Origin of the sequence: Algoriphagus locisalis, assembly GCF_900116615.1 — a bacterium.
Classification (GTDB): Bacteria; Bacteroidota; Bacteroidia; order Cytophagales; family Cyclobacteriaceae; genus Algoriphagus; species Algoriphagus locisalis.
In genome coordinates, this window is record NZ_FPBF01000001.1 from 1,072,219 (window position 1) to 1,093,647 (window position 21,429).

At 40.5% G+C, this 21,429-nt stretch carries 22 protein-coding genes; 9 read left to right on the forward strand and 13 right to left on the reverse strand.

Going from position 1 to position 21,429, the window contains the following annotated elements; translation table 11 throughout:
* Positions 1-206 precede the first annotated feature (206 nt).
* Positions 207-1,421 (forward strand): tRNA 2-thiouridine(34) synthase MnmA, encoded by a 1,215-nt coding sequence (mnmA, locus tag BM386_RS04665; protein ID WP_091691865.1) that lies wholly within the window; start codon positions 207-209, stop codon positions 1,419-1,421.
* Between the two features lie 73 nt (positions 1,422-1,494).
* Here mnmA and BM386_RS04670 read toward each other — a convergent pair whose 3' ends face one another.
* Entirely contained in the window at positions 1,495-2,640 is a 1,146-nt protein-coding gene (locus tag BM386_RS04670; protein ID WP_091691866.1) for an IS110 family RNA-guided transposase, read from the reverse strand.
* A 768-nt stretch (positions 2,641-3,408) separates the two neighbouring features.
* Here BM386_RS04670 and BM386_RS04675 point away from each other — a divergent pair.
* From BM386_RS04675 to BM386_RS04685, 3 genes are all read left to right on the forward strand, one after another.
* Positions 3,409-4,494 carry a 6-bladed beta-propeller gene (locus BM386_RS04675; RefSeq protein ID WP_170857034.1) on the forward strand — a complete coding sequence of 362 codons (1,086 nt, stop codon included), beginning with the start codon at positions 3,409-3,411 and terminating at the stop codon, positions 4,492-4,494.
* Positions 4,495-4,656: 162 nt separating this feature from the next.
* Positions 4,657-5,364, forward strand: coding sequence for a pseudouridine synthase (locus BM386_RS04680; RefSeq protein WP_091691868.1), 708 nt, complete (start codon positions 4,657-4,659; stop codon positions 5,362-5,364).
* Between the two features lie 133 nt (positions 5,365-5,497).
* A complete protein-coding gene (locus BM386_RS04685) occupies positions 5,498-6,973 on the forward strand; it encodes a M28 family peptidase (RefSeq protein ID WP_091691869.1) in 1,476 nt (491 codons plus the stop codon).
* A gap of 644 nt (positions 6,974-7,617) precedes the next feature.
* Here the strand turns inward: BM386_RS04685 and BM386_RS04695 are convergent.
* From BM386_RS04695 to BM386_RS04715, 4 genes are all read right to left on the reverse strand, one after another.
* Positions 7,618-8,904, reverse strand: a complete 1,287-nt coding sequence (locus BM386_RS04695) for a NupC/NupG family nucleoside CNT transporter (RefSeq protein WP_091691871.1) — start codon at positions 8,902-8,904, stop codon at positions 7,618-7,620.
* A 394-nt stretch (positions 8,905-9,298) separates the two neighbouring features.
* Positions 9,299-9,895, reverse strand: a complete 597-nt coding sequence (locus tag BM386_RS04705; protein ID WP_091691873.1) for a bifunctional nuclease family protein — start codon at positions 9,893-9,895, stop codon at positions 9,299-9,301.
* Between the two features lie 6 nt (positions 9,896-9,901).
* Positions 9,902-10,870 (reverse strand): electron transfer flavoprotein subunit alpha/FixB family protein, encoded by a 969-nt coding sequence (locus BM386_RS04710; protein WP_091691874.1) that lies wholly within the window; start codon positions 10,868-10,870, stop codon positions 9,902-9,904.
* A 34-nt stretch (positions 10,871-10,904) separates the two neighbouring features.
* Positions 10,905-11,642 (reverse strand): electron transfer flavoprotein subunit beta/FixA family protein, encoded by a 738-nt coding sequence (locus BM386_RS04715; RefSeq protein ID WP_091691875.1) that lies wholly within the window; start codon positions 11,640-11,642, stop codon positions 10,905-10,907.
* Positions 11,643-11,716: 74 nt separating this feature from the next.
* On the opposite strand from BM386_RS04715, the gene BM386_RS04720 reads away from it, so the two are divergent.
* On the forward strand, positions 11,717-12,049 hold the full coding sequence (locus tag BM386_RS04720) for a tetratricopeptide repeat protein (protein ID WP_091691876.1): 333 nt from the start codon (positions 11,717-11,719) through the stop codon (positions 12,047-12,049).
* A gap of 112 nt (positions 12,050-12,161) precedes the next feature.
* Positions 12,162-12,647: a hypothetical protein gene (locus BM386_RS04725; protein WP_091691877.1), complete on the forward strand. Its 486-nt coding sequence runs from the start codon at positions 12,162-12,164 to the stop codon at positions 12,645-12,647.
* Here BM386_RS04725 and BM386_RS04730 read toward each other — a convergent pair.
* Positions 12,644-13,642 carry a quinone oxidoreductase family protein gene (locus BM386_RS04730; protein WP_091691878.1) on the reverse strand — a complete coding sequence of 333 codons (999 nt, stop codon included), beginning with the start codon at positions 13,640-13,642 and terminating at the stop codon, positions 12,644-12,646. The two genes, BM386_RS04725 and BM386_RS04730, sit on opposite strands and share 4 nt — an antisense overlap.
* Before the next feature lie 7 nt (positions 13,643-13,649).
* The gene (dnaB, locus tag BM386_RS04735; RefSeq protein ID WP_091691879.1) at positions 13,650-15,230 is read right to left on the reverse strand and encodes a replicative DNA helicase; all 1,581 of its coding nucleotides are present in this window, start codon (positions 15,228-15,230) and stop codon (positions 13,650-13,652) included.
* Between the two features lie 327 nt (positions 15,231-15,557).
* Here dnaB and BM386_RS04740 point away from each other — a divergent pair, with 327 nt between their 5' ends.
* Complete coding sequence (locus tag BM386_RS04740) at positions 15,558-16,913, forward strand: UDP-N-acetylmuramate--L-alanine ligase (protein WP_091691880.1); 1,356 nt, start codon at positions 15,558-15,560, stop codon at positions 16,911-16,913.
* Between the two features lie 2 nt (positions 16,914-16,915).
* Positions 16,916-17,719: a 3'-5' exonuclease gene (locus BM386_RS04745; protein ID WP_091691881.1), complete on the forward strand. Its 804-nt coding sequence runs from the start codon at positions 16,916-16,918 to the stop codon at positions 17,717-17,719.
* Between the two features lie 30 nt (positions 17,720-17,749).
* Here BM386_RS04745 and BM386_RS04750 read toward each other — a convergent pair whose 3' ends face one another.
* The 4 genes from BM386_RS04750 to BM386_RS04765 all read right to left on the reverse strand — a co-directional run bounded on the left by BM386_RS04750 (position 17,750) and on the right by BM386_RS04765 (position 19,702).
* Positions 17,750-18,151 (reverse strand): putative toxin-antitoxin system toxin component, PIN family, encoded by a 402-nt coding sequence (locus BM386_RS04750; RefSeq protein ID WP_091691882.1) that lies wholly within the window; start codon positions 18,149-18,151, stop codon positions 17,750-17,752.
* Positions 18,148-18,384, reverse strand: a complete 237-nt coding sequence (locus BM386_RS04755; protein ID WP_091691883.1) for a hypothetical protein — start codon at positions 18,382-18,384, stop codon at positions 18,148-18,150. The genes BM386_RS04750 and BM386_RS04755 overlap by 4 nt, the downstream gene beginning before the upstream one ends.
* Before the next feature lie 53 nt (positions 18,385-18,437).
* Positions 18,438-18,803, reverse strand: coding sequence for a hypothetical protein (locus tag BM386_RS04760; protein ID WP_091691884.1), 366 nt, complete (start codon positions 18,801-18,803; stop codon positions 18,438-18,440).
* A gap of 107 nt (positions 18,804-18,910) precedes the next feature.
* On the reverse strand, positions 18,911-19,702 hold the full coding sequence (locus BM386_RS04765; protein ID WP_091691885.1) for a M48 family metallopeptidase: 792 nt from the start codon (positions 19,700-19,702) through the stop codon (positions 18,911-18,913).
* An 83-nt stretch (positions 19,703-19,785) separates the two neighbouring features.
* On the opposite strand from BM386_RS04765, the gene BM386_RS04770 reads away from it, so the two are divergent.
* A complete protein-coding gene (locus tag BM386_RS04770; RefSeq protein WP_091691886.1) occupies positions 19,786-20,292 on the forward strand; it encodes a DUF4442 domain-containing protein in 507 nt (168 codons plus the stop codon).
* Here the strand turns inward: BM386_RS04770 and BM386_RS04775 are convergent.
* Both BM386_RS04775 and BM386_RS04780 read right to left on the reverse strand, forming a co-directional pair.
* Positions 20,289-21,020, reverse strand: coding sequence for a carboxypeptidase-like regulatory domain-containing protein (locus BM386_RS04775; protein ID WP_091691887.1), 732 nt, complete (start codon positions 21,018-21,020; stop codon positions 20,289-20,291). The two genes, BM386_RS04770 and BM386_RS04775, sit on opposite strands and share 4 nt — an antisense overlap.
* 101 nt (positions 21,021-21,121) lie before the next feature.
* Positions 21,122-21,429, reverse strand: a 308-nt coding sequence (locus BM386_RS04780; protein ID WP_139235844.1) for an ISAs1 family transposase, incomplete at its 5' end; no start/stop codon positions are given.

Genomic DNA, 21,429 nt, shown 5'->3' on the forward strand with positions numbered 1-21,429 from the left:
CTCCACTTTCAGATTAATTTCTTCTGAACAGAACCAATAGCGGTTAGGATACTCTGCACAGCCATCGTTCGTGTCTTCACGAACGATAAAAAAATCCAGCTTAGATTTCATTAACTTTGCGCTAAGCAGAACCAATTTCAGTCGAAATTTTGTTCTGCAATTCATTGTAACTTAATGGACCTTGAATCCATTACTTATTACAGCGTATGAAAGAAAGACCAAGAGTAGTAATCGGCCTCTCCGGAGGGGTCGATAGTTCCGTCGCCGCTCACTTACTCATCGAGCAAGGCTACGAAGTCATCGGGATGTTTATGAAAAACTGGCACGATGAATCTGTCACCATTTCTAACGAATGCCCTTGGATTGAAGATTCCACCGATGCCATGCTGGTGGCAGAGAAACTTGGGATTCCTTTTCAGGCTATAGATCTCAGTGAAGAATACCGAGTAAGAATTGTAAACTACATGTTTTCGGAGTATGAAGCCGGCAGAACGCCCAATCCGGATATTCTTTGCAACCGGGAAATAAAATTTGATATTTTTCTGAAAGCTGCAGAAAAGCTAAAAGCAGATTTTGTGGCAACAGGTCACTACTGCCAAAAAGGTGAAATCATGGGAGCTGATGGCAAAACAGCCTATCAGTTGCTGGCGGGAGCTGACCCAAACAAGGATCAGAGTTACTTCTTATGCCAATTGAACCAAAGTCAGTTAGCAAAAGCCCTGTTCCCAATCGGTCATTTGCAGAAACCTGAAGTACGGGCCAAAGCAAAGGAAATGGACTTGATCACAGCCGACAAAAAAGACAGTCAGGGACTTTGCTTTATCGGAAAAGTAAGACTTCCAGACTTCCTACAGCAGCAGCTAAAGCCGAAAAAAGGTAAAATCATCCAAATTCCTGAAGAGCTTCCAATCTACCAAAAACAACAGATTCCTGCTGGAATTGCTCCGGAAGATTACGATCAGGAGACCTTGGATGCTATTTCTCTTCCTATTCACTATACCGCTGATCAAGGAAAAGTACTTGGCGAACATAACGGTGCACACTATTTCACTGTAGGCCAAAGAAAAGGGCTTCATGTAGGAGGAACTGGTAAACCGCTATTTGTGATCTCTACTGATACACAGGAAAATGTGATTTACACAGGTTTGGGAGAAACCCACCCTGGGTTACTTCGTGATGGTTTGTTTGTCAAATCAGAAGATATCCACTGGATCCGGGAAGACTTAACGCTAAATGTGGGAGAGACCAGAAAATACGATGCTCGCATCAGATACCGCCAACCACTCAGCGGAGCGACTTTGATTCAAAAAGAAAACGGACTATACGTCATCTTCGATCAACCTCAAAAAGGCGTGGCTTCAGGGCAATTCGTCGCTTGGTACGAAGGTGAGGAATGTATAGGTTCTGGTACGATATTTTAGGGTTTACGTTTTATTCGGCAATTAGCGCAAGGTACTATCTTTCGAAACAAGAGTTTTGTGAAAATTTTTACCTTTACGATACCGGAGAGGAAGCATACAGTGATCGTTCACTTGGATGTTTACCTTGTGTAGTGCCGACTTGATCGGCACTACTTTTTTCAGCTTTTGCAAAGCTGACCGGAGAGGGAAGCTCCAGCTCCTGTTCTTTGGATATTTGGGGTTTATAATCATCTTCAAAAGGGGTGTTGTTTTTCCATAATGCGTAGATGGTGGTTAGAATTTTCTTTTGGACAGCTACATAACTTTTCATTTTCAGGCCATGCTTTTCGAAGGTACGATCGAATAGGTTGCAGAAAGGTTTTACTTGGTAGGTGACAGCCTGGAATGCGGGCATGAACATCGCCCGCCTGATTCTTGAATTGCCTTTTTTTGAGATTTTGGTTTTTCCGTTGTGCTTTCCTGACTGGTTTTCGATCACGTCATATCCAGAATAGCTGACCAGCTGCTTACTATTTTCAAACAGTTCAAAGCCGTTGGTTTCGGCCAGCAGGATAGCAGTTGTCAATACACCTACTCCTTTGATCATACAGATGTTGCAGACCTTTTCCCAGACTTCTTTTTCAGTTTGGAGCAGATTCTTGATAGCTATCTCTAGTTGTTCGAGCTGCTTGTCAATCAGTTTGATCATGCTTTCCAACTGTTTTTCAACGGCCTTTGAGGAATACATGCCGCTTTTTAGGGCATGGAGTTGGTTTTTCACAACAGTCTTTTGTTCCTGCAGGCTTTGGTGATGTCTGGTCAGAGATCGGAGTTCATAGAAAAACCTGCCAAAGGGCGACCAGACACGCAGACATTGTTCTGCTCCCATCCGGGCAAGGCCTTTTGCGTCTATGCTGTCATTTTTTGACTTGTTTCCCAATGACCGCAGGTAATTCTTCGCTTTAGTAGGTAGGATCACTGAAACAGAATAACCTTTCTCAAACAGGCACAGAGCACAGGATTCATGGTAATTCCCCGTAGCTTCCATACAAATCACCACAGGGATGTTTTCAACCTTCCTGTGTTTTCTTATCCAGCCATCCATGGATTTGAAGCCGGACGTGGTATTGGGAAAAGTCTGGGTTGACTTCACTGTTACTTTTTGACCGCTATCTATAGAAGATAGGCAGCCGTAGATGGATTTACTGGAAATGTCCAGTCCGACAGAATACTTTATCATGTGATTTGATGGTTTAAAAAAACAGTATCCCCTCTAATTCTTTACTCATAGTATGGAACATTGAAAGATATATAGCCTCCATGTTTAGGTACTATTCAGATTTGCAGAGGAAAGAATAAAGATGTGATTCCTTGCGCACAGTATCGACATTGCCGTACTTAGTCTCGAAGTCTGGCTACACCTTTATTCTGTTTTTTTGATTCAATTTAAAGATATGAGTCTCTGACTTGTGCTATGCTGCAGTCTTCAGACTGCTTGTAACTTACCATAAATGGGCGGCCTGGCAGTCTGAAGACTACATTATTGACGGTCCAAGTCTGAAGACTTGAACCGAAAAGGATATTTGAGAACATGGGTTCAATTCCCTAGCCTCTTTTTATTTATTGAGCTGGGGTGTTTCTTTCAATGAAAATAAACCTAAGGGAATGAAAATATAGTCTTTAGGTAATTCTTACACTTTATGCTTTATTAAAAGCAATTTTTTAGTTATCATTAATATGAAATAATAATTTCTCTCTTTTTTAGTATTCTCATTCCATTGATAAGTATTAGTGAACTTAATTTTTGAGATAATTGAAAAACCTCGAGTCTATGAAATTCAAACCAAAATTTTTATCCCTCCTATTCCTCTTTTATATCTTATTCACATCATGTGATAAAATAGCAAATTCAACTAGAAGCAATAAATTCAGTGACATAGATGTGAACAAGGTATTGTCTCAGAATCTCACAGATTTGGACTCTTTAGGCCAAGCAGTTTCCTTCCAAATGGAAATTAAGGTGCCTGAGAATAATGAGAATGAAATTTTGATGTCAGATGTAATAGACAGCGTCTGGTATGTGAAGCTTGGAGATATTCCAAATGACCTTTTGACAGATTGGGCTCGTGGCTTGAAATTCCATAAAGACAGGATTTTTCTCATGGATGGGCAAAAAAACGAAGTTTTTGTTTTTGGTATAAAGGGAGAACATTTGTACTCCTTGAATGCAAAAGGTGAAGGACCAGGCGAATTTACTAGAGCAAGCAGCATAGCGATTGACCCTTTTAGAGATCAGCTGGTAGTACATGATGATCGTCTGTCAAAGCTGCTTTACTACACTTTGCAAGGAGAATTTATTAGGGAACATCGAGTAGCTTATCGTTTTAATGATTTCGAATATGTAAATGATAGCATAATAGCCGTCGATCTAAACAAGACATATAATGACCACATTTTAGAAATTAGTAACAACCAATTGGTGCTGGTAGACACCACTTGGAAGGTTTTGGCAAAAGGAGGAGCCTATAATGCAGCACAGGAGCAAAAGTTGTTTTTTACCGGAGATGTATTCAGTAGAAAAGGGAAGGAACTGTTCTACCTGCGCCCTTTCACCTATGACATTTATAGAATTGATCAAGACAACTTAACTCCCTATTGCAGAATAGACTTTGGAAACAGAACCTTACCTGAAGAAACGAACTTTAATTTTTCAGAGGCACGAGATTTTTGGGAAGAGTACCCTGATTACTCCTATATGGTAGGAAATGCTCATTTTTTAGACGATATAACCTACTTTGAACATTTATATGAAGGTAGTAAAACATCACACCTTTTCAGATCTAACAACACTGGAAAGCTATTTCATGGAAGAGTTAATAATGACATATATTCGCTAGGCTTTTTTCAAATTTCCACAATTATTCCTGAGAAAAATGTTTTAGTTAGCTATCTATCTTCTGAAGAAATTTATGCTAAGAAAAAAGTTATTCTAGAATCGAACACAGCTAGTGAAACTTTGAGGGAAATGGTTTCTAGTACTGAAAGTACTGATAACCCTGTTTTGATTTTTTACAGATTAAAGACTGACTATTAATCTAACCTGTAAAAGGTTTCCACACTTTCGTACAATTGTATTGCAATCTTTGGACAAGTTTTATTATAATGAATCATTAGAAAGCGCAATCCTGAGACTGCATTTTTGAAGGTCCAAGACTGACCACTAGTTCAATTTCAAATAACAATTTCAAATTCTTCCGTGTTAGAAATCCTTTTCGAAGACGAATACCTTATCGCTATCAATAAACCTTCGGGTTTGCTTGTTCATAGAACCTCCATTGCTGCTGAGGAGACAGTATTTGCTTTACAGATGCTACGGGATCAGATTGGTCAGCATGTGTCCCCGGCGCATCGTTTGGACAGGCCGACCAGTGGTGTTTTGCTGTTTTCCAAGAAGGAAGAAATCCTGCCCCTACTCAAAGAGCAATTTGCGAATAGATCGGTTCAGAAAACCTACTTAGCGATTGTACGCGGAATTCCAGCAATTAAATCAGGTTTGATTGATCATCCTTTGACCAGCGAACGCTCGAATAAACTGCAGGAAGCACAAACCCATTATAACGTTTTAGCTGAATCGGAAATCCCATTTGATACAACCGGAAGATATCCCACCAGTAGATATGCATTGTTAAAATTGAAACCTGAAACTGGCCGAACTCATCAGATCCGTCGCCATCTGGCCCATTTGAGGCACTATATCTTGGGAGACAAAAAGCACGGAGACAACAAGCAGAACCAATTTTTCCAGAAGCAATTTGGGATGGAAAATCTGCTGTTACATGCCAGAAAATTAGAATTCAGACATCCGGTATCAAATGAAACTATCATTCTTTTCGCTAAGCTTCCCTCCCATTTCCAAAAAACACTTGCAGATTTGGGCTGGCCAGAACTTCAATTGGAATGTTGAGAGTCACCTTTTCCCAAAATTCAATTACTTTAGATTATACATTGTATAAACCCTACCAAAGGGGACTTTACTTGGATGAATTTCTCGTTAGAACATCCCGTTTAGTTTCCAATAAAAATCAAATTACAATCATATGAAAAAATCACTTTTAGGCCTCAGCCTACTGCTTTCTTTTACGTTTGTGGCTGAAGCTCAAAAAAAGAAGATCGAAAAGAAATTCAATGAACGAGATGCAATTACCGACCTGACTTACCTCACTTCCGATGAGTTGAAAGGAAGAGATCCAGCTAGTCCCGAAATGGCCTTAGCTTATGATTACATCGCTTTGCAACTGAAAGAAGCAGGTGCAAAACCTGTCCCAGGCGCTGATGGCTACTTTCAAAACATCCCTTTTCGGCTTTCATCTCCTCCTTCCACAGGCAAAATCACACTGGGTGATTCTACCTATAACCAAGGTGAAAACTTACTGGTATTAGACGGGGAATCTCTTAGCGGATCGTACGAGTTGGTGGATGTGGGATTTGGTACTCCCGAAGATTTTGAAGGAAAAGATCTCACTGGTAAAATCGCGGTAAGCAGTGTAGGTGCACCGGATAAGATGAGCCCGGCAGATTTATTTGCTTTAGGAAATGAGAAAACAGCCAATGCAAAAAAACAAGGTGCAGTAGCTTTGATCGAACGATTTAACATCCCTTCTATTCCTTGGCAGCTGATTGCAAATTACCTAAACAGAGCTCAAATGGGCATCGATAAAGGTGAATCCAGCAAATTGCCTTATATCTGGGTGAAGGATCTCTCTAATGATTTGCCGAAAGCAATCGCAACCAGAAGTGCAAAATCAGCAGTTTTGGAGATCGAAGGTAAATCAAACACTCCTGTTGATGGAAAAAATGTGATTGCATGGATTGAGGGAACTGACAAAAATCTGAAAGATGAATATGTGATGCTTTCTGCCCACTACGATCACGTAGGAATTGGTCGTCCAGATGCAGAAGGTGACTCAATTTACAATGGAGCGAGAGATAATGCTGTGGGAACCGTGGCCGTGATGAATGCCGCCAAATTCTTTGCTAAAAACCCACCAAAGAGATCTGTGCTATTGGCACTTTGGACTGCGGAGGAAAAGGGATTGTTGGGAAGTAGATACTTTGCCGAAAATCCATTGATTCCATTGAACCAGATTATATACAACCTGAATATTGACGGAGCTGGGTATAATGACACTTCTATTATTACTGTAATCGGTTTGGGTAGAACTACCGCTGATGATTTGGTGTCAGAAGCGGTGGCAGATTTTGGATTGAAAGCTATTGCAGATCCGGCACCTGAGCAGGGACTTTACGATAGGTCTGACAATGTTAACTTCGCCAAAGAAGGTATCCCTGCTCCTACTTTTAGCCTGGGATTCACGGCATTTGATGATGAGATCAACAAATACTATCACAAGGCAGGAGATGAAGTAGATTCCCTTGATCTGGATTACGTGACGTTATATTGGAAGTCTTATATCCTAGCTGCGCAAAATATCGCCAACGCCGCAAATCAGCCAATGTGGGTTGCCGGTGATAAGTACGAAGAGGCAGGAAAAAAGCTTTATGGAGATAAGTAAGTCGTATCGCTTGTAAGCAATTCTTATCGTAAAAAACGAGAGGTAGAAAGAAAGATGTAATTCATCTTACTTTCTACCTCTTTTGGTTTTTTAAACAGGTAAAGTTACTCGTAGTTTCTATTAAGATATTCATTTAGGGATTTCTTTAACAAAATCTGTTGTATAGCTAAATTAGTAATGAAGTAAACCCCAAATATCAAGACTCCAAAACCGAATGTTTGTAAAGTATCCATAATACCTAAGTATGGACTTCTAAAGATTATTGTAAATCCGAAAGAATATATAAGAATAGAAATAATAACTATTATAGAACATGACTTTAAAACTGAAATCCCTAACTGTTTGAACAACCTTTGGAGAGGTGTTATTGCAATAAATTGATATGGAAAGACTACAAGAAAAAATAACAAAATCAATCCTAAATCCGGAATTGCAAATTCAGCTGAATCATTCAACATATCGTAATATTCAGGATTATTCACTGAAGATATAAAAGAATCAAGTTTCAAAATTCCATATACCACAAGTGTTCCACTTATTGCAGAAAGAGTTGATATCAATGATCTAATCATTATCACATGGAACACAGTATTCTTGATTCTAAAATCCTATATCTAACGTCTAGCTACTTGATACTTAAAAAATCACCCAAATAACATCCCAGCAATCGTAGCTGTCATCAAACAGGCAAGTGATGCTGCGAGCAGTGATTTGAGACCTAAGCGGCTAATATTTGCTTGCTGGTTTGGAGCGATAATGGCTATTCCTCCCAGCTGAATCGCAATCGAACTGAAGTTGGAAAAACCACAAAGTGCGTAGGTTGCGATCACAATTGACTTGGGACTAAGACTTGCCAATTCCTTCATTTCGGAAAGGCTGAGGTAAGCCACGAATTCATTGATTACAGTCTTCTGTCCCAGCAAACTTCCTACCTGAAGGGTATCCACCCAATCCACGCCGATCACCCAGGCAAAGACCCGGAAAACCTGCCCAAAAAGATATTCCAAAGAAAAACCTTGAAACTGTCCATTGGTAGTTCTTACTACAAATTCATTCAAGCCAGTCACATCACCCAAGATTCCCATCAACAAATAATTGACGGCTGCTATCACTGCGATAAACGCCAATAGCATTGCTCCAACATTCAATGCGAGCTTTAAACCCTCTGAAGCTCCGATAGACATCGCATCGATAAGGTTCACTCCCATCGCTTCTTCGTTTACTTCCAGTTTATCCTGAACCAATTCCTTTTCAACTTCAGGAATAAACATTTTAGACATCACAATTGCGGCTGGAGCATTCATGATACTAGCTCCAAGAAGATAGGCTGCAAACCGACTTTGCTCCTCCAAACTGTCACCACCTAGAAAAGCCACGTAACCAGCCAAAACACCACCAGCTATTGTCGCCATTCCTCCAGTCATCAAACACATCAATTCAGATTTACTCATTTGAGGGATAAAAGGGCGTACCAAAAGAGGGGCTTCCGTTTGACCTAAGAAGATATTTCCAGCTGCTGACAAACTCTCAGGCCCCGAAAGTCTCATTGTTCTTGCCATTACCCAGGCAATGCCGAAAACCACTTTCTGAAGTATTCCTAAATAATATAACCCAGCTGAAACTGTGGAAAAGAAGATGATCGTGGGAAGAACCTGAAATGCGAAAATGAAACCATAGCTGTCGCCAGCCAAATCCCCAAAAATAAATGCTGCTCCATCCCGGCTAAAGCTTAGGAATTTCACAAAGCCACGACTGACCATGGCAAAGCCACTTTCTACGATAGGAACTTGAGTGATAAGAAAACCGAACACCAGCTGTAATAATATTCCGATTCCAACTAATCTCCAGTCGATTCTTTTCTTGTTGCTAGAAAAAACAAAAGCCACCAAAACGATGACGGCCAGACCAAAGACTCCTCTTATGTAATCCATTCAGTAATTATTGCAGATAAGGCCTAAAAATAAGGAACGTAGGTTCATAAAACAATCATGGCTTAAGCGGTTAAGCTATAAATTGAGAATTCAGGGTAATTAGTGAGCAGTGATCAGTCGCAGTAAGCAGATTTCTGTTCAAGTTCTCAGATCTTTGGCGAAAGTCTTCAGACTTGTGACTCCTGAATTGCAGTCTTCAGACTGCAATTAGAGTTTTGCTTAAAAATAACATTCTGAAGACTGAATCATCTAAAGTCCAAGTCATGAGAACTAAGAAGTCCAAGTCAGAAGACTTGAACCAAATTGGGAAGCAGAACAACTGCGCTCTTTGTACTTTCTTTGCGGTTAATAAAATCATAAAAAAAGCCCGAGCTAACCCGGGCTTTAAAATATATTAGTTTCTTTTATTGATTTCATCCCGGATCCGAGCTGCCCGCTCATAATCTTCGTTGTTGATTGCTTTATCGAGCATCTGATTAAGCTTGTCCAAGCTGAAATCCTTCAAAGAAGGTTCTTTTTTAGTTGTGAATTTTTGTGTGGAAGGTTTTGGAGGAGATTTTTCGTCCTTCTTTTCTACCTCATAATGCTCCACAGCTCCTTCGGCCATGGCTTTTTCAGTACAAAATACGGGACTTCCAAATCGTATCGCAATTGCTATGGCATCAGAAGGACGAGCATCTACTTCAGTCTCGATCGTGTCTCCTTTACACTGGATTTTAGCATAATAGACTCCTTCTTTCATATCAGTAATTACGATTCTTTCAATATCAAAATTGAACCCTGAGGCAAATGACTTAAACAAATCATGCGTCATGGGACGATTCGGAATAATCTTTTCGATTTCCAGAGCTATCGCCTGAGCTTCAAACATACCGATCACAATCGGCAAACGTCTAGCTCCACCAACTTCCCCTAACACCAAGGTAAATGACCCTGATTGGGAATGATTGGACGATAGTCCCAAAATCTCAAGTTCTATGAGTTTTTCCACAAAAATTTATAATTCAGCTTTAAATGCTTCGTTTAATTTTGGCACAACCTCAAAAGCATCTCCTACGATTCCGTAATCCGCAGCTTTGAAAAAAGGCGCATCTGCGTCTTTATTAATGACTACTATACACTTTGAAGAATTGACCCCTGCAAGATGTTGAATAGCGCCTGAAATTCCTATCGCTATGTACAAAGTTGGAGCTACTTTTACTCCAGTCTGCCCTACGTGCTCATGATGAGGTCTCCATTCTAGATCAGAAACAGGCTTGGAACATGCAGTAGCCGCACCAAGAATCTTCGCCATTTCTTCTACCATTCCCCAGTTTTCCGGGCCTTTCAATCCTCTACCTCCTGACACAACGATATCAGCTTCAGGAAGCAAGACATCTCCAGTTGCACGCTCTGTAGAAGTGATTTTGGAAGCAAAATCAGCTTCATCTATCGATACGCTAAAGTTCTCCACTTGCGCGTCAGCACCGTCTTGCTTCAGATCTATTGCATTTTTCTTGATTGCAAGAATTTTGTTTTCCGTTGTTATGGAAGTTTCCGCAAAGGCCTTTCCTGTGTAAATGCTCCTCTTCACTACATATCCCCCATCAGTTTTCGGCAATTCTACCACATTGGATACCAAGCCTGCTTTCAGTTTGATCGCAAGTCTAGCAGCTACGGCATCTCCAAGTGATGATTTAGCCAAAACCAAGGTTTTCGCACCAATGTGATTGAAGGCTTGAGCTACCGCCGAAGCATGTGCCTGGATTACCCCTGCATCCAACTTACTTTCATCACCGTGAAGCACTTTTGCTGCACCAGCTTTTCCTATAGCAGCAAGCTCTTCGTTTCCGATGGTACCAAGTGCTACTGCCACTACATCTCCTTCTCCTGTCTGTGCCGCTAAAGAATTTGCAAAAGAGACAGCCTCAAGACTGGTCTTTTTTACTTTTCCTTCAGCTTGTTCTATATATACTAAAATTGACATAATATCCTAATTTATAACAAGTTATTGGGTTTCATTAAAGCACTTTTGCTTCATTTTTCAAAAGCTTCACAAGCTCTGCTACATTATCTTTATCAACTAATTTCACAGCACCTTTAGCCGGTGGTAGTGAATATTTACTTGCTTCAGCTTGAGTCTCCTGAGAAACGGGCTCTACTACATTCAATGGCTTTGTTCTGGCAGACATGATACCACGCATATTTGGGATTTTCCACTCTGCTATTGGCTCCTGGCAACCTGCTATCAACGGAAGACTTGCTTCCAACAGTTCCTTACCGCCTTCTATTTCTCTGGACATTTTTACCATAGACCCATCTACATCCAGCTTCATCACTGGCGAAAAAGATGGCATTCCCAGCAATTCTCCTACCATGCCGTGAACCATTCCACCATTGAAATCAATGGACTCTCTTCCCATCAGGATCAGATCATATGATCCTTCTTTAGCATAATGTGCGATCTGCTGCGCAACGAAAAAAGAATCTTTTGGAGCAGCATTCACGCGAATAGCATCATCGGCGCCTATTGCCAATGCTTTTCTCAAAGTTGGTTCAGAATCCGCCTCTCCTACATTTAAAACTGTTAACTTTCCGCTCGCCTGATCTCGCAGTTCTACGGCTCTCGCCAAGGCATAGTCATCGTATGGGCCAATAATGTATTGAACTCCAGTAGAATCAAACTTGGTATTGTCGGCCGTAAACTGAATCTTGGAGGTAGTATCGGGTACATGGGTGATACAAACAAGAATCTTCATTGGTTTAGAATTAGATTAGTTTAGATTTATTTCTCGTGAAAATAACAGTATGGACTTAATTAAAAAAACTATTGATGAGCAATCTGGACAGGATACAGCTACTTAGACAATTTACCGAAGAAGAACCCGAAAATCCCTTCAACTGGTATGCTTTGGCGATAGAGTTCCGGGAAACTGACCCAGAAGAAGCCTACTCACTCTTTGAAAAATTACTTTCTGAGCATCCGACTTATCTCCCCACCTACTTTCCGGCGGCCCACTTGTATGCAGAAATAGGTGATTTAGAGCAATCTAAAACGATTTTTGAAAAGGGAATAGCTCTAGCTCGTGAGCAAAAGAACTTGAAGACCCAGCAGGAATTGCAAAATGCCTATCAGAATTTTCTTTTTGAAAATGATATGGATTGAGGCTTAAAAGTATAGATAAAATGTACTAAAAACATCTGAAAAGTGAGCAATCCTTAATTTGTTATTCTTAGTTTTATATGATCTATATCAAATAATAAAATCTCTTCGCCCCATGATCACCCAAAAAGAAATGCTGGCTCATTTTCTTCACATTTTAGAAAAAAGCGGGAAACGCTATAAAAAGAAGAGCTTGGTTCGGGCAAAAAAAGCTCAGCCTGGACTAGAGGTAGTAACGAAAACTTCAGATGGAGATGAAACCAAAAACACTGCTGAAGCTGGAGATTGGTTGGTAGAAAACCAGACTAGCTCAAACGAGCTATATTTGGTAAAAGCTGAGACTTTTCAGAAAAAATATTCACTGATCCAATCCTTGGAAAAAGGCTGGGGTTGCTATCAGCCGAAAGGTGAAATATTGGGATTGATAGTAAGTGAGAAGCATTTAGAAGGTTTGGATGCTACAAATGTATTGGAATTTCAGGCACCCTGGAAAGATACAATGGTCGTCAAACCCGGTGATATGTTGGTCGTGCCTCCAGAAAAGGATGAAATATATAGAATCGCGAAAAAGGAATTCGGAGAAACCTACGTGGAGATTTAAGGAACCAGCACAATTTTCCCCATTTGCTTCCCATCACGCATGCGATCAAAAGCTTCTTCAGCTTGATCAAATCTGAAGACCTGATCTATTACAGGCTGTAATTTCTTCTCAGACACAAAAGAAAGCATATTCTTAAAATCCAGGTCAGACCCCATGGTGGTACCCATGATTTTAAGCTGATTCCAAAAGATTTTTCGAGCCTCCAACTTTGTAGGATTCCCAAGGGTAGCACCATAAAAAACAATTTTCCCGCCTGGCTTTGCGACTTGAATCAGATGATTCAGCGTATCTCCCACAGCTCCATCGATTATCAAATCAAAGCCATTTGTATCTTCATTTGCCTTTGATATCCAATTGTGATCCAAGTAATTAAAAGTCGTTGAAACACCCAAAGCTTTAGCTTTTTCTAATTTCTCTGGGCTGCTACTGCTTGTGGAAACATTAGCTCCCAGCGCCAATCCAAACTGTACAGCGAACTGAGCTACTCCCCCTCCAAATCCCGTTACCAATAAGTTTTCTCCAGGTTGAATATTTCCCTGATAAGTAACTGCGCGGTACGCTGTCAAACCAGCTAACGGTAACGCTGCAGCTTCCTCCCAAGTCAAATGAGCCGGCTTGGAATAAAGTCTATCGGCCGGAACGATAACAGATTCTGCCAAAGTGCCATTGCGTGGCATTCCCAAAATCTCAAAAGAAGAACCTTGGACTTTTTGATTATCACCCCAGTTTAAGGCAGGATTAATAATTACCTCTTTCTGCAAAAGCTCATAATCAACTCCCTCTCCTATCTCACTCACTATTCCAGCTCCGTCAGAACCTAGAATTACACCGTCTTTAATATTTGGATAAAGGCCTTGTCTACACCATTCATCCCGATGATTCAGTGCTGCAGCTTTTATCAGAACCCGTACTTCACCTGGCAGTAAACTTCGGGTTTGAACGTCGGTCAGAAGCAATTTTGATTGCTGTGCGCTATTTAGAGTTATGGCTTTCATTGGGAAATTAAAACGCGTCTTCTGAGTTATTTCTATTTAATAGATCGTCTCCATCATCACTGTTTGCCTTGCTTTGAAGCTTAATGGTGTTGCCAGAGTCAAATTCAGAAATGCCACTGGATTGAGCCGCGAAAGTTGGACGATAAACAGCATTACCTCCTTGAGGATCCTGCATATTTCCAAAGCCATCCAAATCCTGGAACTTAGTATAACGGCCGATAAACCGAAGTCTAACTGTATCCAAAGAACCGTTTCTATGCTTGGCAATAATCACTTCTCCGACTCCTTGAGTGGAATTTCCATCTTCATCTTCGGTGATTCCATAATATTCGGGACGGTAGAGGAACATAACCATATCAGCATCCTGCTCGATGGCTCCTGATTCCCTCAAATCCGAAAGTTGTGGTCGCTTATCTCCTCCTCTAGTTTCTACAGCTCTGGAAAGCTGTGAAAGTGCAATTACAGGAACCTCCAGTTCTTTAGCTATTTTCTTAAGAGCTCGGGAAATACTCGCAATTTCCTGCTCTCGGTTTCCTCCTCCCCCGCTTTTGGAATCACCAGACATCAGCTGCAAGTAATCAATTACGATCATCTGAATGTCGTGCTGAGCTTTCAGTTTTCTACATTTTGCCCGAAGCTCAAGAATAGAAAGTGCCGGAGTATCATCAACAAAAAGCGGAGCTTTGGAAAGTTTTGCAGTTTTATGAACCAACTGAGCCCATTCATGCTCAGCTAGCGTTCCTTTTTTGATTTTCTCAGAGTCCAGTTCTGCTTCAGATGAGATCAGACGATTCACCAGCTGAACCGAGGACATTTCCAGAGAGAAAATGGCCACAGGACGACTGTGATCTACTGCTGCATTTCTCAAAACAGAAAGTACAAAAGCCGTCTTACCCATTGCAGGACGCGCTGCAATAATCACCAAATCGGATTTTTGCCAACCTGAAGTCACACGATCTAAAGCTGTTAATCCAGAAGGAACGCCTGTAAGACCATCTTTTTGGCCTTTCCTAGCTTCCAATTCTATGATGGCTTCACGCATGATGGACTTCATATCGGAGTAATTCTTTCGGATATTCTTTTCAGAAATTTCAAAGAGATTTTGCTCCATTTTGTCCAGCAATTCAAAAACATCTGTAGTCTCCTCGTAAGCATCTTTTTGGATATCAGAAGCGATTCTGATCATCTCCCGCTTGATGGATTGCTCAGTGATTATTCTGGCGTGGTATTCTATATTCGCTGCCGATGCAACTTTTGAAGTAAGTTCGGTCACATAAAATGCTCCACCAGCTATCTCAAGATTCCCACTTTTGCGAAGCTGGGAAGTCACCGTAAGCAAGTCAATTGGCTGACTCTCAGTAAAAAGGTCGAGAATCGCCTGAAAAATAACCTGATGGGAATCCTTGTAGAAACTCTCCACCTTTAGAATATCAATCACATTGGTCAACGCATCTTTCTCCAACATCAAGGCACCCAGCACCGCTTCCTCAAGGTCAATTGCTTGAGGTGGCACTTTGCCCAGCATGCTGGAATTTTGATGGGTTGGTTTGTTACGCGTGATTCGGGGATTGCTACTATTTTCGGCCATGGAACAAATGTATTGGGAAAAAGGCAAGAGTTTTAAACAATTTTTGCCAGAGTTATCAACAATCAAAAGGTCTCAATAACCAAGCCCAGAAAGGCAAAAAGTGCTAACTATTTTCCCCAAAACTTACTTTAGACTCTACTATCATAGATTAATTCAGACTCTCAGGCAGTTGCAACGATTGAAACCAATTATTCTAAATTCTTCCCATCAATTACAATTGAAGTTCAACATCCTGAGAAATTCTTTTGAAATAGAACTGCTATGCTCCCATGCAGCCAATAATTATTTTTAAGTTTGGAGAACAATTCCCACTCGTTATTTTACCCAATGAATAAATATCACTTTATAGCTGTCGGTGGAGCAGTAATGCACAATCTCGCTCTTGCACTTGTAGAAAAAGGCTATCAGGTCACAGGTTCTGATGATGAAATCTATGAACCTTCAAGGACTAGACTGGAAAAAGCAGGAATCTTACCCGCTGAGTATGGCTGGTATCCCGAGAAAATAACAACTGATTTAGACGGGATTATTCTGGGAATGCATGCTCGAATAGACAATCCAGAACTTGTCAAAGCACAGGAATTGGGAATTCCAGTTTACTCTTTTCCCGAATTCATCTTCAATCAAAGCCAGAATAAGAAGCGAGTGATCGTAGCGGGCTCACACGGAAAGACTTCAATCACTTCAGTAATCCTGCATGTACTGAAAGATCAGAATGTAGATTTTGACTATTTGGTTGGTGCTCAGATCGAAGGTTTTGACCTAATGGTGAAACTCTCAGATGCGCCTGTAATCATCATTGAAGGCGACGAATACCTCACTTCTCCACTGGACAGAACTCCGAAGTTCTTCCATTACAAGCATGACATTGCTTTAGTGAGTGGAATTGCCTGGGATCATTACAACGTATTTCCTGATTTTGACGAGTACAAAGAGCAGTTTAGCAAACTAATGAATTTGACTCCTGATACTGGAGAATTGATTTACTGCGAAGCTGATCCTTTAGTGAAAGAAGCAGCAGAGAATACAAGTATTTCAGCAACGAAAACGGCATATAAAGCTCACCCAGCGATAATAAAAGATGGAAAGACATTCTTGGAAACTGAGAATGGCTTGATTCCTATATACATTTTCGGAGAGCATAATCTTCAAAACCTGCAAGGCGCCATGGATATCTGCCTGGCTTTGGGATTGACTAAAGAGCAGTTTTACCAAAGCATTCAGACGTTTAAAGGTGCAGCAAAGCGTCAGGAACTTCTGGTGGAAACAGATAACTCCAGTCTTTATAGAGACTTTGCCCATGCGCCATCCAAATTGAAGGCAACAGTCTCCGCAGTGAAAACTCAGTTCCCAAACAGAAAGCTAATCGCTGTGCAGGAATTGCATACCTACTCTTCGCTGAATAAGGAGTTTTTACCAAATTATGCCAAATCAATGGAGGCAGCAGACCTAGCAATTGTGTATCTTGACCCTCATGCTGTGGCTTTGAAAAAACTAGAGCTAATGGACGAGCAAACCTTGAGAGAGGGATTCCAACGACCTGATTTAAAATTATTTACCGATAGTAGAAGCCTGAAAGAATTCCTTTTGGCACAAGACTATACTAATTCCAACCTACTTTTGATGAGCTCAGGATCCTATGACAAAATGGATCTGGAGCCGATTAAAGCTAAATTCAATTAACCATGAAATTAAACTTAAAGAATTCGATTGCTTTTTTTGATTTAGAAGCAACTGGAATCAATATCTCAACAGACCGGATCGTGGAGATTTCCATCGTCAAGGTAACTCCCGATGGCGGACAGGAAATCTATACGAGAAAGATAAACCCGACGATCCCAATTCCTCTGGAATCTTCCCTCATCCATGGTATTTATGACAAGGATGTGAAAGAAGAGAAAACCTTCAAAGAGCTGGCTAGAGAAATTTTCCAGTTTATAGGTCAGTCAGATTTGGCAGGATTCAATGTATTGAAATATGATATCCCCTTATTGGTAGAAGAATTTCTTCGGGCCGGGATTGAGTTTGACTTGGACAAAAGAAACCTGTTGGATGCTCAGAAGATCTTTTTCATGATGGAAAAGAGAAATCTATCTGCTGCCTATAAATTCTATTGCGGCCAAAAACTCGAGAATGCACACAGTGCAGAAGCCGACACGCTAGCTACACTAGATGTGTTTAAAGCACAAATAGAGCGCTATTTAGGTGAGGAAATGGAAGATCTCCAAGGAAATAAAATGGGAGTGATCGAGAATGACATGAAGAAACTACACGATCTGCTCAATGAAAAAATGGTAGATCTAGCTGGAAGGTTTGTCTTTAATAATGAAGGTCTAGAAGTATTTAACTTCGGAAAGCAAAAAGGAACTCCGGTTACACAGGTATTGAAAGATGAGCCAGGCTACTACGATTGGATGATGCGAGGAGACTTCCCGCTGGATACCAAACGAAAACTAACCCAGATCAAACTGAGAGGATTTAATCAATAACAAAAAGCCCGGAGGAAACTTCGGGTTTTTCTACAATAACTCTAGAAATTGATCAGCACTCAAGGTGGTTGTAATAGGATACTTTATTTGTTTAAGAATCTGAAAATGATGGTCATTGGTAATGATATAATCTGCATTTGCTGCAATCGCGCAATCAACGAATTTATTGTCGTCAGGATCTAGGTCAATCAAATTCCAATGGAAATAGACATCTGTTAATTCTACATTGTGAAGAGAATAAATCAGCTCGATTAAGTTATTTGAAATCGTTTTATTCGTCTTTATAGCTATAATTTCTTCATATTCTTGTAAAATGCTTTCGCTAACAGCCATACTGAATTTGCCTTGAAGTAGGCTATCAAAAATAAGCCGATATTGAGATAATCTTGGAATAGAAACTAGGAGCACATTGGTATCCAATATGACTTTCATTTTTTCTCATACTTTGTTCTCATATGATCACTTGCCCATTCCTCAATCTTCTCAGCACCCCAATTCTTTTCAGAAAACAGTTTATCCATTTCATTGGTGGTCCTCTCGGAAAAGTAGTTTGCTAATAGCTCCCTTATTTCTAAAAGCTGGGTATCGTCTAGGTTTTGACTAAAAACTTTTAGCAACTCAAGTTGAAGATTTGAAAGCTTACCTAAAGATTTTTCTTTTTCCATACCTACAAAATACAAAAATCCAAGAATAAATTCATTTCTGGATTTTTGGTTTATTATTTTGAATACACCGTTTTCAGTTTGGTAGATTGATCCACAAACTCATTATAGGTCAAGCCTAAATCCGCCAAGGCAAGTTCTCCATTGCAGTTATAAATTGCAGGTGGACTTGCGCTCAAATTATTATGAAGCATGATATATACCGAGGAATTATAGTTCATCAAATCTACCCCATAATAGCCTGAAGCTTGTGCTTCAGCATTGGCGACAAACTTATCGAGCCAGACAAAATCAGCGCTGTTGTTGCTATTGCAGGCAAAAAGAACTTGATCCAAGGAGTAGTCTATTCCAGTAGGCGTTTCTTCTTCGCATCCAGCCAAACCGATAACAAGCAAACAACTTATAATCATTAATTTTCTCATTGCTCTATTATTTATCTTGTTCTAATTCAATCTATTAAAACTACGATTATCAGCAAAAAAGACGGACATATGCCCGTCTTTTTTAAATTAAAATTCCTCTTAGAATTCTACTCTTTGTAAAAAGTCAATGCTTTAGACATATGCTTATTTAGCTTATCAATCCTTGTTTGCGAAGCTGGGTGAGTAGAGAGAAACTCAGGTGGTGCCTGGCCATTTTCATTTGCCAGCATTCTTTCCCAGAAAATCGGAGCTTCACGAGGATCATATCCCGCTATCGCCATAAAGGTCAAGCCAAGTTCGTCTGCTTCTAATTCATGTTTCCTAGAGAAACTCAACATTCCCAACTCTCCGCCGATACCTACAGATTGTAAGAAAATCGCCTGAGTCATAGAAGGGTTCTGTCCAATGGCACTTGACAAAACACTCACGCCTAAGTTAGTGACCATACCATTTGACATACGCTCTGCTGAGTGAGATGCTACGGCGTGGGCAATCTCATGCCCCATCACTACTGCAATTCCCGTTTCAGTTTGAGTCAGCGGCATTATTCCTGTGTAAAAAGCAACTTTTCCGCCAGGCATACACCAAGCATTTACTTGATCGCTTTGAAGCAAGTTGAATTCCCAATCGAAGGAGTTTGCGAGTTCTTGATAGCCTTGGGAGACCAAGTAACTCTCAACTGCTTCAGCCATGCGTTTCCCCACTTTGAGTACTTTTTGCCCATCGGCAGTATTGGTAACTACCTTATCCTCCTTCAGTACCTGATCGTACTGCTCATCTACTAAAGGTTGTATTTCTTCATTAGAAATCAATGCAAGTTGATTCCTCCCTGTCAAAGGCACTTTTGCGCAGGAGTAAAGTACAAGTCCGGCACAAAACAAAATTGCTATTTTTTTCATGGTGGTTATTTTTTCTTTCAATAGACCCAAATTAAATACCAGAAAGCAATTTTTACTACTTTAAGACTTCAAACAAATAAACAATGCAGACTGAAAAAACCCAAACTACTTTGAAACCAGCTGCTTTAGCCTATCAAAGAAAAATGAGCAACCCACTCTATTTTTGGTTTGGCATGCTTATTAAGCTACCGTCTGCCGTTTTTTGGAGCTTTAGGATCAAATCGCTTGATGCTGAAAAATGCATAGTTACCATACCCTATTCCTGGAGAACACAAAATCCTTTTAGCTCCATTTACTTCGCTGCTTTGGCTGGTGCGGCAGAACTTAGCACTGGTGCTCTTTGCCAATTAGCGATCAGTGGCTTGGGAAAATTTTCTATGCTCGTCGTGGACTTTAGGGCAGAATACTCTAAAAAAGCGAATCAGAAAATCACATTTACCTGTGGCCAAGGGCAGGAATTAGGTAGCCTTCTCGAATCTTTACAACCAAATGACACAGGAAAACTAACTATGATTTCCTCTGGCAAAAATCCCCAAGGAGAAGAGGTTGCACGATTTCATGTGACCTGGTCATTCAAAAGAAAATCCTAATTAATCCAACGTCTTTCTCGGTCAATAAACTCGCTCAGCGTCGCATAGACACGCTCTTTGCTCCAGTCCAAAAATTCATGATAAGCATTCCCTTCATTGAAGCGAATGATCATTCTATCCCAATCTGAGCGCTGAAGCTGGTATTTTACCATAAGATTTTGACGGATTGTATCTGATTCAACTACTGCGTAGTACCCGGCGCGTCTCCTCATCCATTCCTGCTTTTTCTGATATTCCCGTTCCAATCTTGCCCGCTTAGTCAGGGATGACAAAACGCCTGCAATTGCAATTCCTCCATTTGGAGAATCTAGGTATCCTGCGCTGATTCCTCCCTTGTTAGAAGTAGCTTTCTCCTCATCTGGATCGATCAAGGTTAATTTTCCGTCTTTGAACCGAAAGGCATAAGGTTCAGATTTCACTTCAAACGTTGGAAGTAATCTCGCCCTATCCTGAATCTGAAGCATCAAAAAAGTCTCTTCACCTAAGGGTATTTTTTGCTCTATAAATCCAGGAAAAGAGATTTTCAAGGTATCCCCTAAGTTTCCCTTTACCGAAAAGTACCCTCGGATATTGGTGATATCTGAGCTTCCAGAACCTAGTATTTCCACATTTACCCCTTCTAAGTACGTCTTATCAGTAGCATCTAGAACATTCCCAGAGTAGGTTCTTTGCGCTAGGATAGCTGGCGCAAAAGCAAAATATAAAATGACTAAGAATGTGAATTTCATGAAGTCCAAAAATAAGAAGGCTTTTGGTAGCTATTAAATTTATGGAAGTTAAAGATGCTTAAGAGGGAAATGAAATGTGTTTGAACCCAGGGAAATCGCTTTTAGATTTTAAGGATTTTAGCTCTATACCCGTCATCCAGTGCAGCCAGGTGTCTTTTGGAGGGCTTACTATTTTTGGTTGATTTCTCCTGATCGATCAGTGTAAGCGCCATTTTGGCGATTATATTGAAGTTGAGTGCTGAGTGGTCTTTCTTCTTTAGTGAGGCATCTTCTCTGAAGATCACGTCCAGACTCCAATGGAGGTTGTTTTCCACCGCCCAGTGACTCCTTACCGCATCATGGATCAGCTTTGCATCCGCTTTCAGGGAAGTTATATAGTACCTGGTCTCGGTAGTTCCCTTTCCAGTCT

Bases quoted from the DNA above. Each gene is read 5' to 3' on its own strand.
- mnmA (WP_091691865.1), top strand. From the start codon at position 207: ATGAAAGAAAGACCAAGAGTAGTAATCGGCCTCTCCGGAGGGGTCGAT.
- BM386_RS04670 (WP_091691866.1), bottom strand. From the start codon at position 2,640: ATGATAAAGTATTCTGTCGGACTGGACATTTCCAGTAAATCCATCTAC.
- BM386_RS04675 (WP_170857034.1), top strand. From the start codon at position 3,409: ATGGAAATTAAGGTGCCTGAGAATAATGAGAATGAAATTTTGATGTCA.
- BM386_RS04685 (WP_091691869.1), top strand. From the start codon at position 5,498: ATGAAAAAATCACTTTTAGGCCTCAGCCTACTGCTTTCTTTTACGTTT.
- BM386_RS04695 (WP_091691871.1), bottom strand. From the start codon at position 8,904: ATGGATTACATAAGAGGAGTCTTTGGTCTGGCCGTCATCGTTTTGGTG.
- BM386_RS04710 (WP_091691874.1), bottom strand. From the start codon at position 10,870: ATGTCAATTTTAGTATATATAGAACAAGCTGAAGGAAAAGTAAAAAAG.
- BM386_RS04715 (WP_091691875.1), bottom strand. From the start codon at position 11,642: ATGAAGATTCTTGTTTGTATCACCCATGTACCCGATACTACCTCCAAG.
- BM386_RS04720 (WP_091691876.1), top strand. From the start codon at position 11,717: ATGAGCAATCTGGACAGGATACAGCTACTTAGACAATTTACCGAAGAA.
- BM386_RS04725 (WP_091691877.1), top strand. From the start codon at position 12,162: ATGATCACCCAAAAAGAAATGCTGGCTCATTTTCTTCACATTTTAGAA.
- BM386_RS04730 (WP_091691878.1), bottom strand. From the start codon at position 13,642: ATGAAAGCCATAACTCTAAATAGCGCACAGCAATCAAAATTGCTTCTG.
- dnaB (WP_091691879.1), bottom strand. From the start codon at position 15,230: ATGGCCGAAAATAGTAGCAATCCCCGAATCACGCGTAACAAACCAACC.
- BM386_RS04740 (WP_091691880.1), top strand. From the start codon at position 15,558: ATGAATAAATATCACTTTATAGCTGTCGGTGGAGCAGTAATGCACAAT.
- BM386_RS04745 (WP_091691881.1), top strand. From the start codon at position 16,916: ATGAAATTAAACTTAAAGAATTCGATTGCTTTTTTTGATTTAGAAGCA.
- BM386_RS04750 (WP_091691882.1), bottom strand. From the start codon at position 18,151: ATGAAAGTCATATTGGATACCAATGTGCTCCTAGTTTCTATTCCAAGA.
- BM386_RS04755 (WP_091691883.1), bottom strand. From the start codon at position 18,384: ATGGAAAAAGAAAAATCTTTAGGTAAGCTTTCAAATCTTCAACTTGAG.
- BM386_RS04760 (WP_091691884.1), bottom strand. From the start codon at position 18,803: ATGAGAAAATTAATGATTATAAGTTGTTTGCTTGTTATCGGTTTGGCT.
- BM386_RS04765 (WP_091691885.1), bottom strand. From the start codon at position 19,702: ATGAAAAAAATAGCAATTTTGTTTTGTGCCGGACTTGTACTTTACTCC.
- BM386_RS04770 (WP_091691886.1), top strand. From the start codon at position 19,786: ATGCAGACTGAAAAAACCCAAACTACTTTGAAACCAGCTGCTTTAGCC.
- BM386_RS04775 (WP_091691887.1), bottom strand. From the start codon at position 21,020: ATGAAATTCACATTCTTAGTCATTTTATATTTTGCTTTTGCGCCAGCT.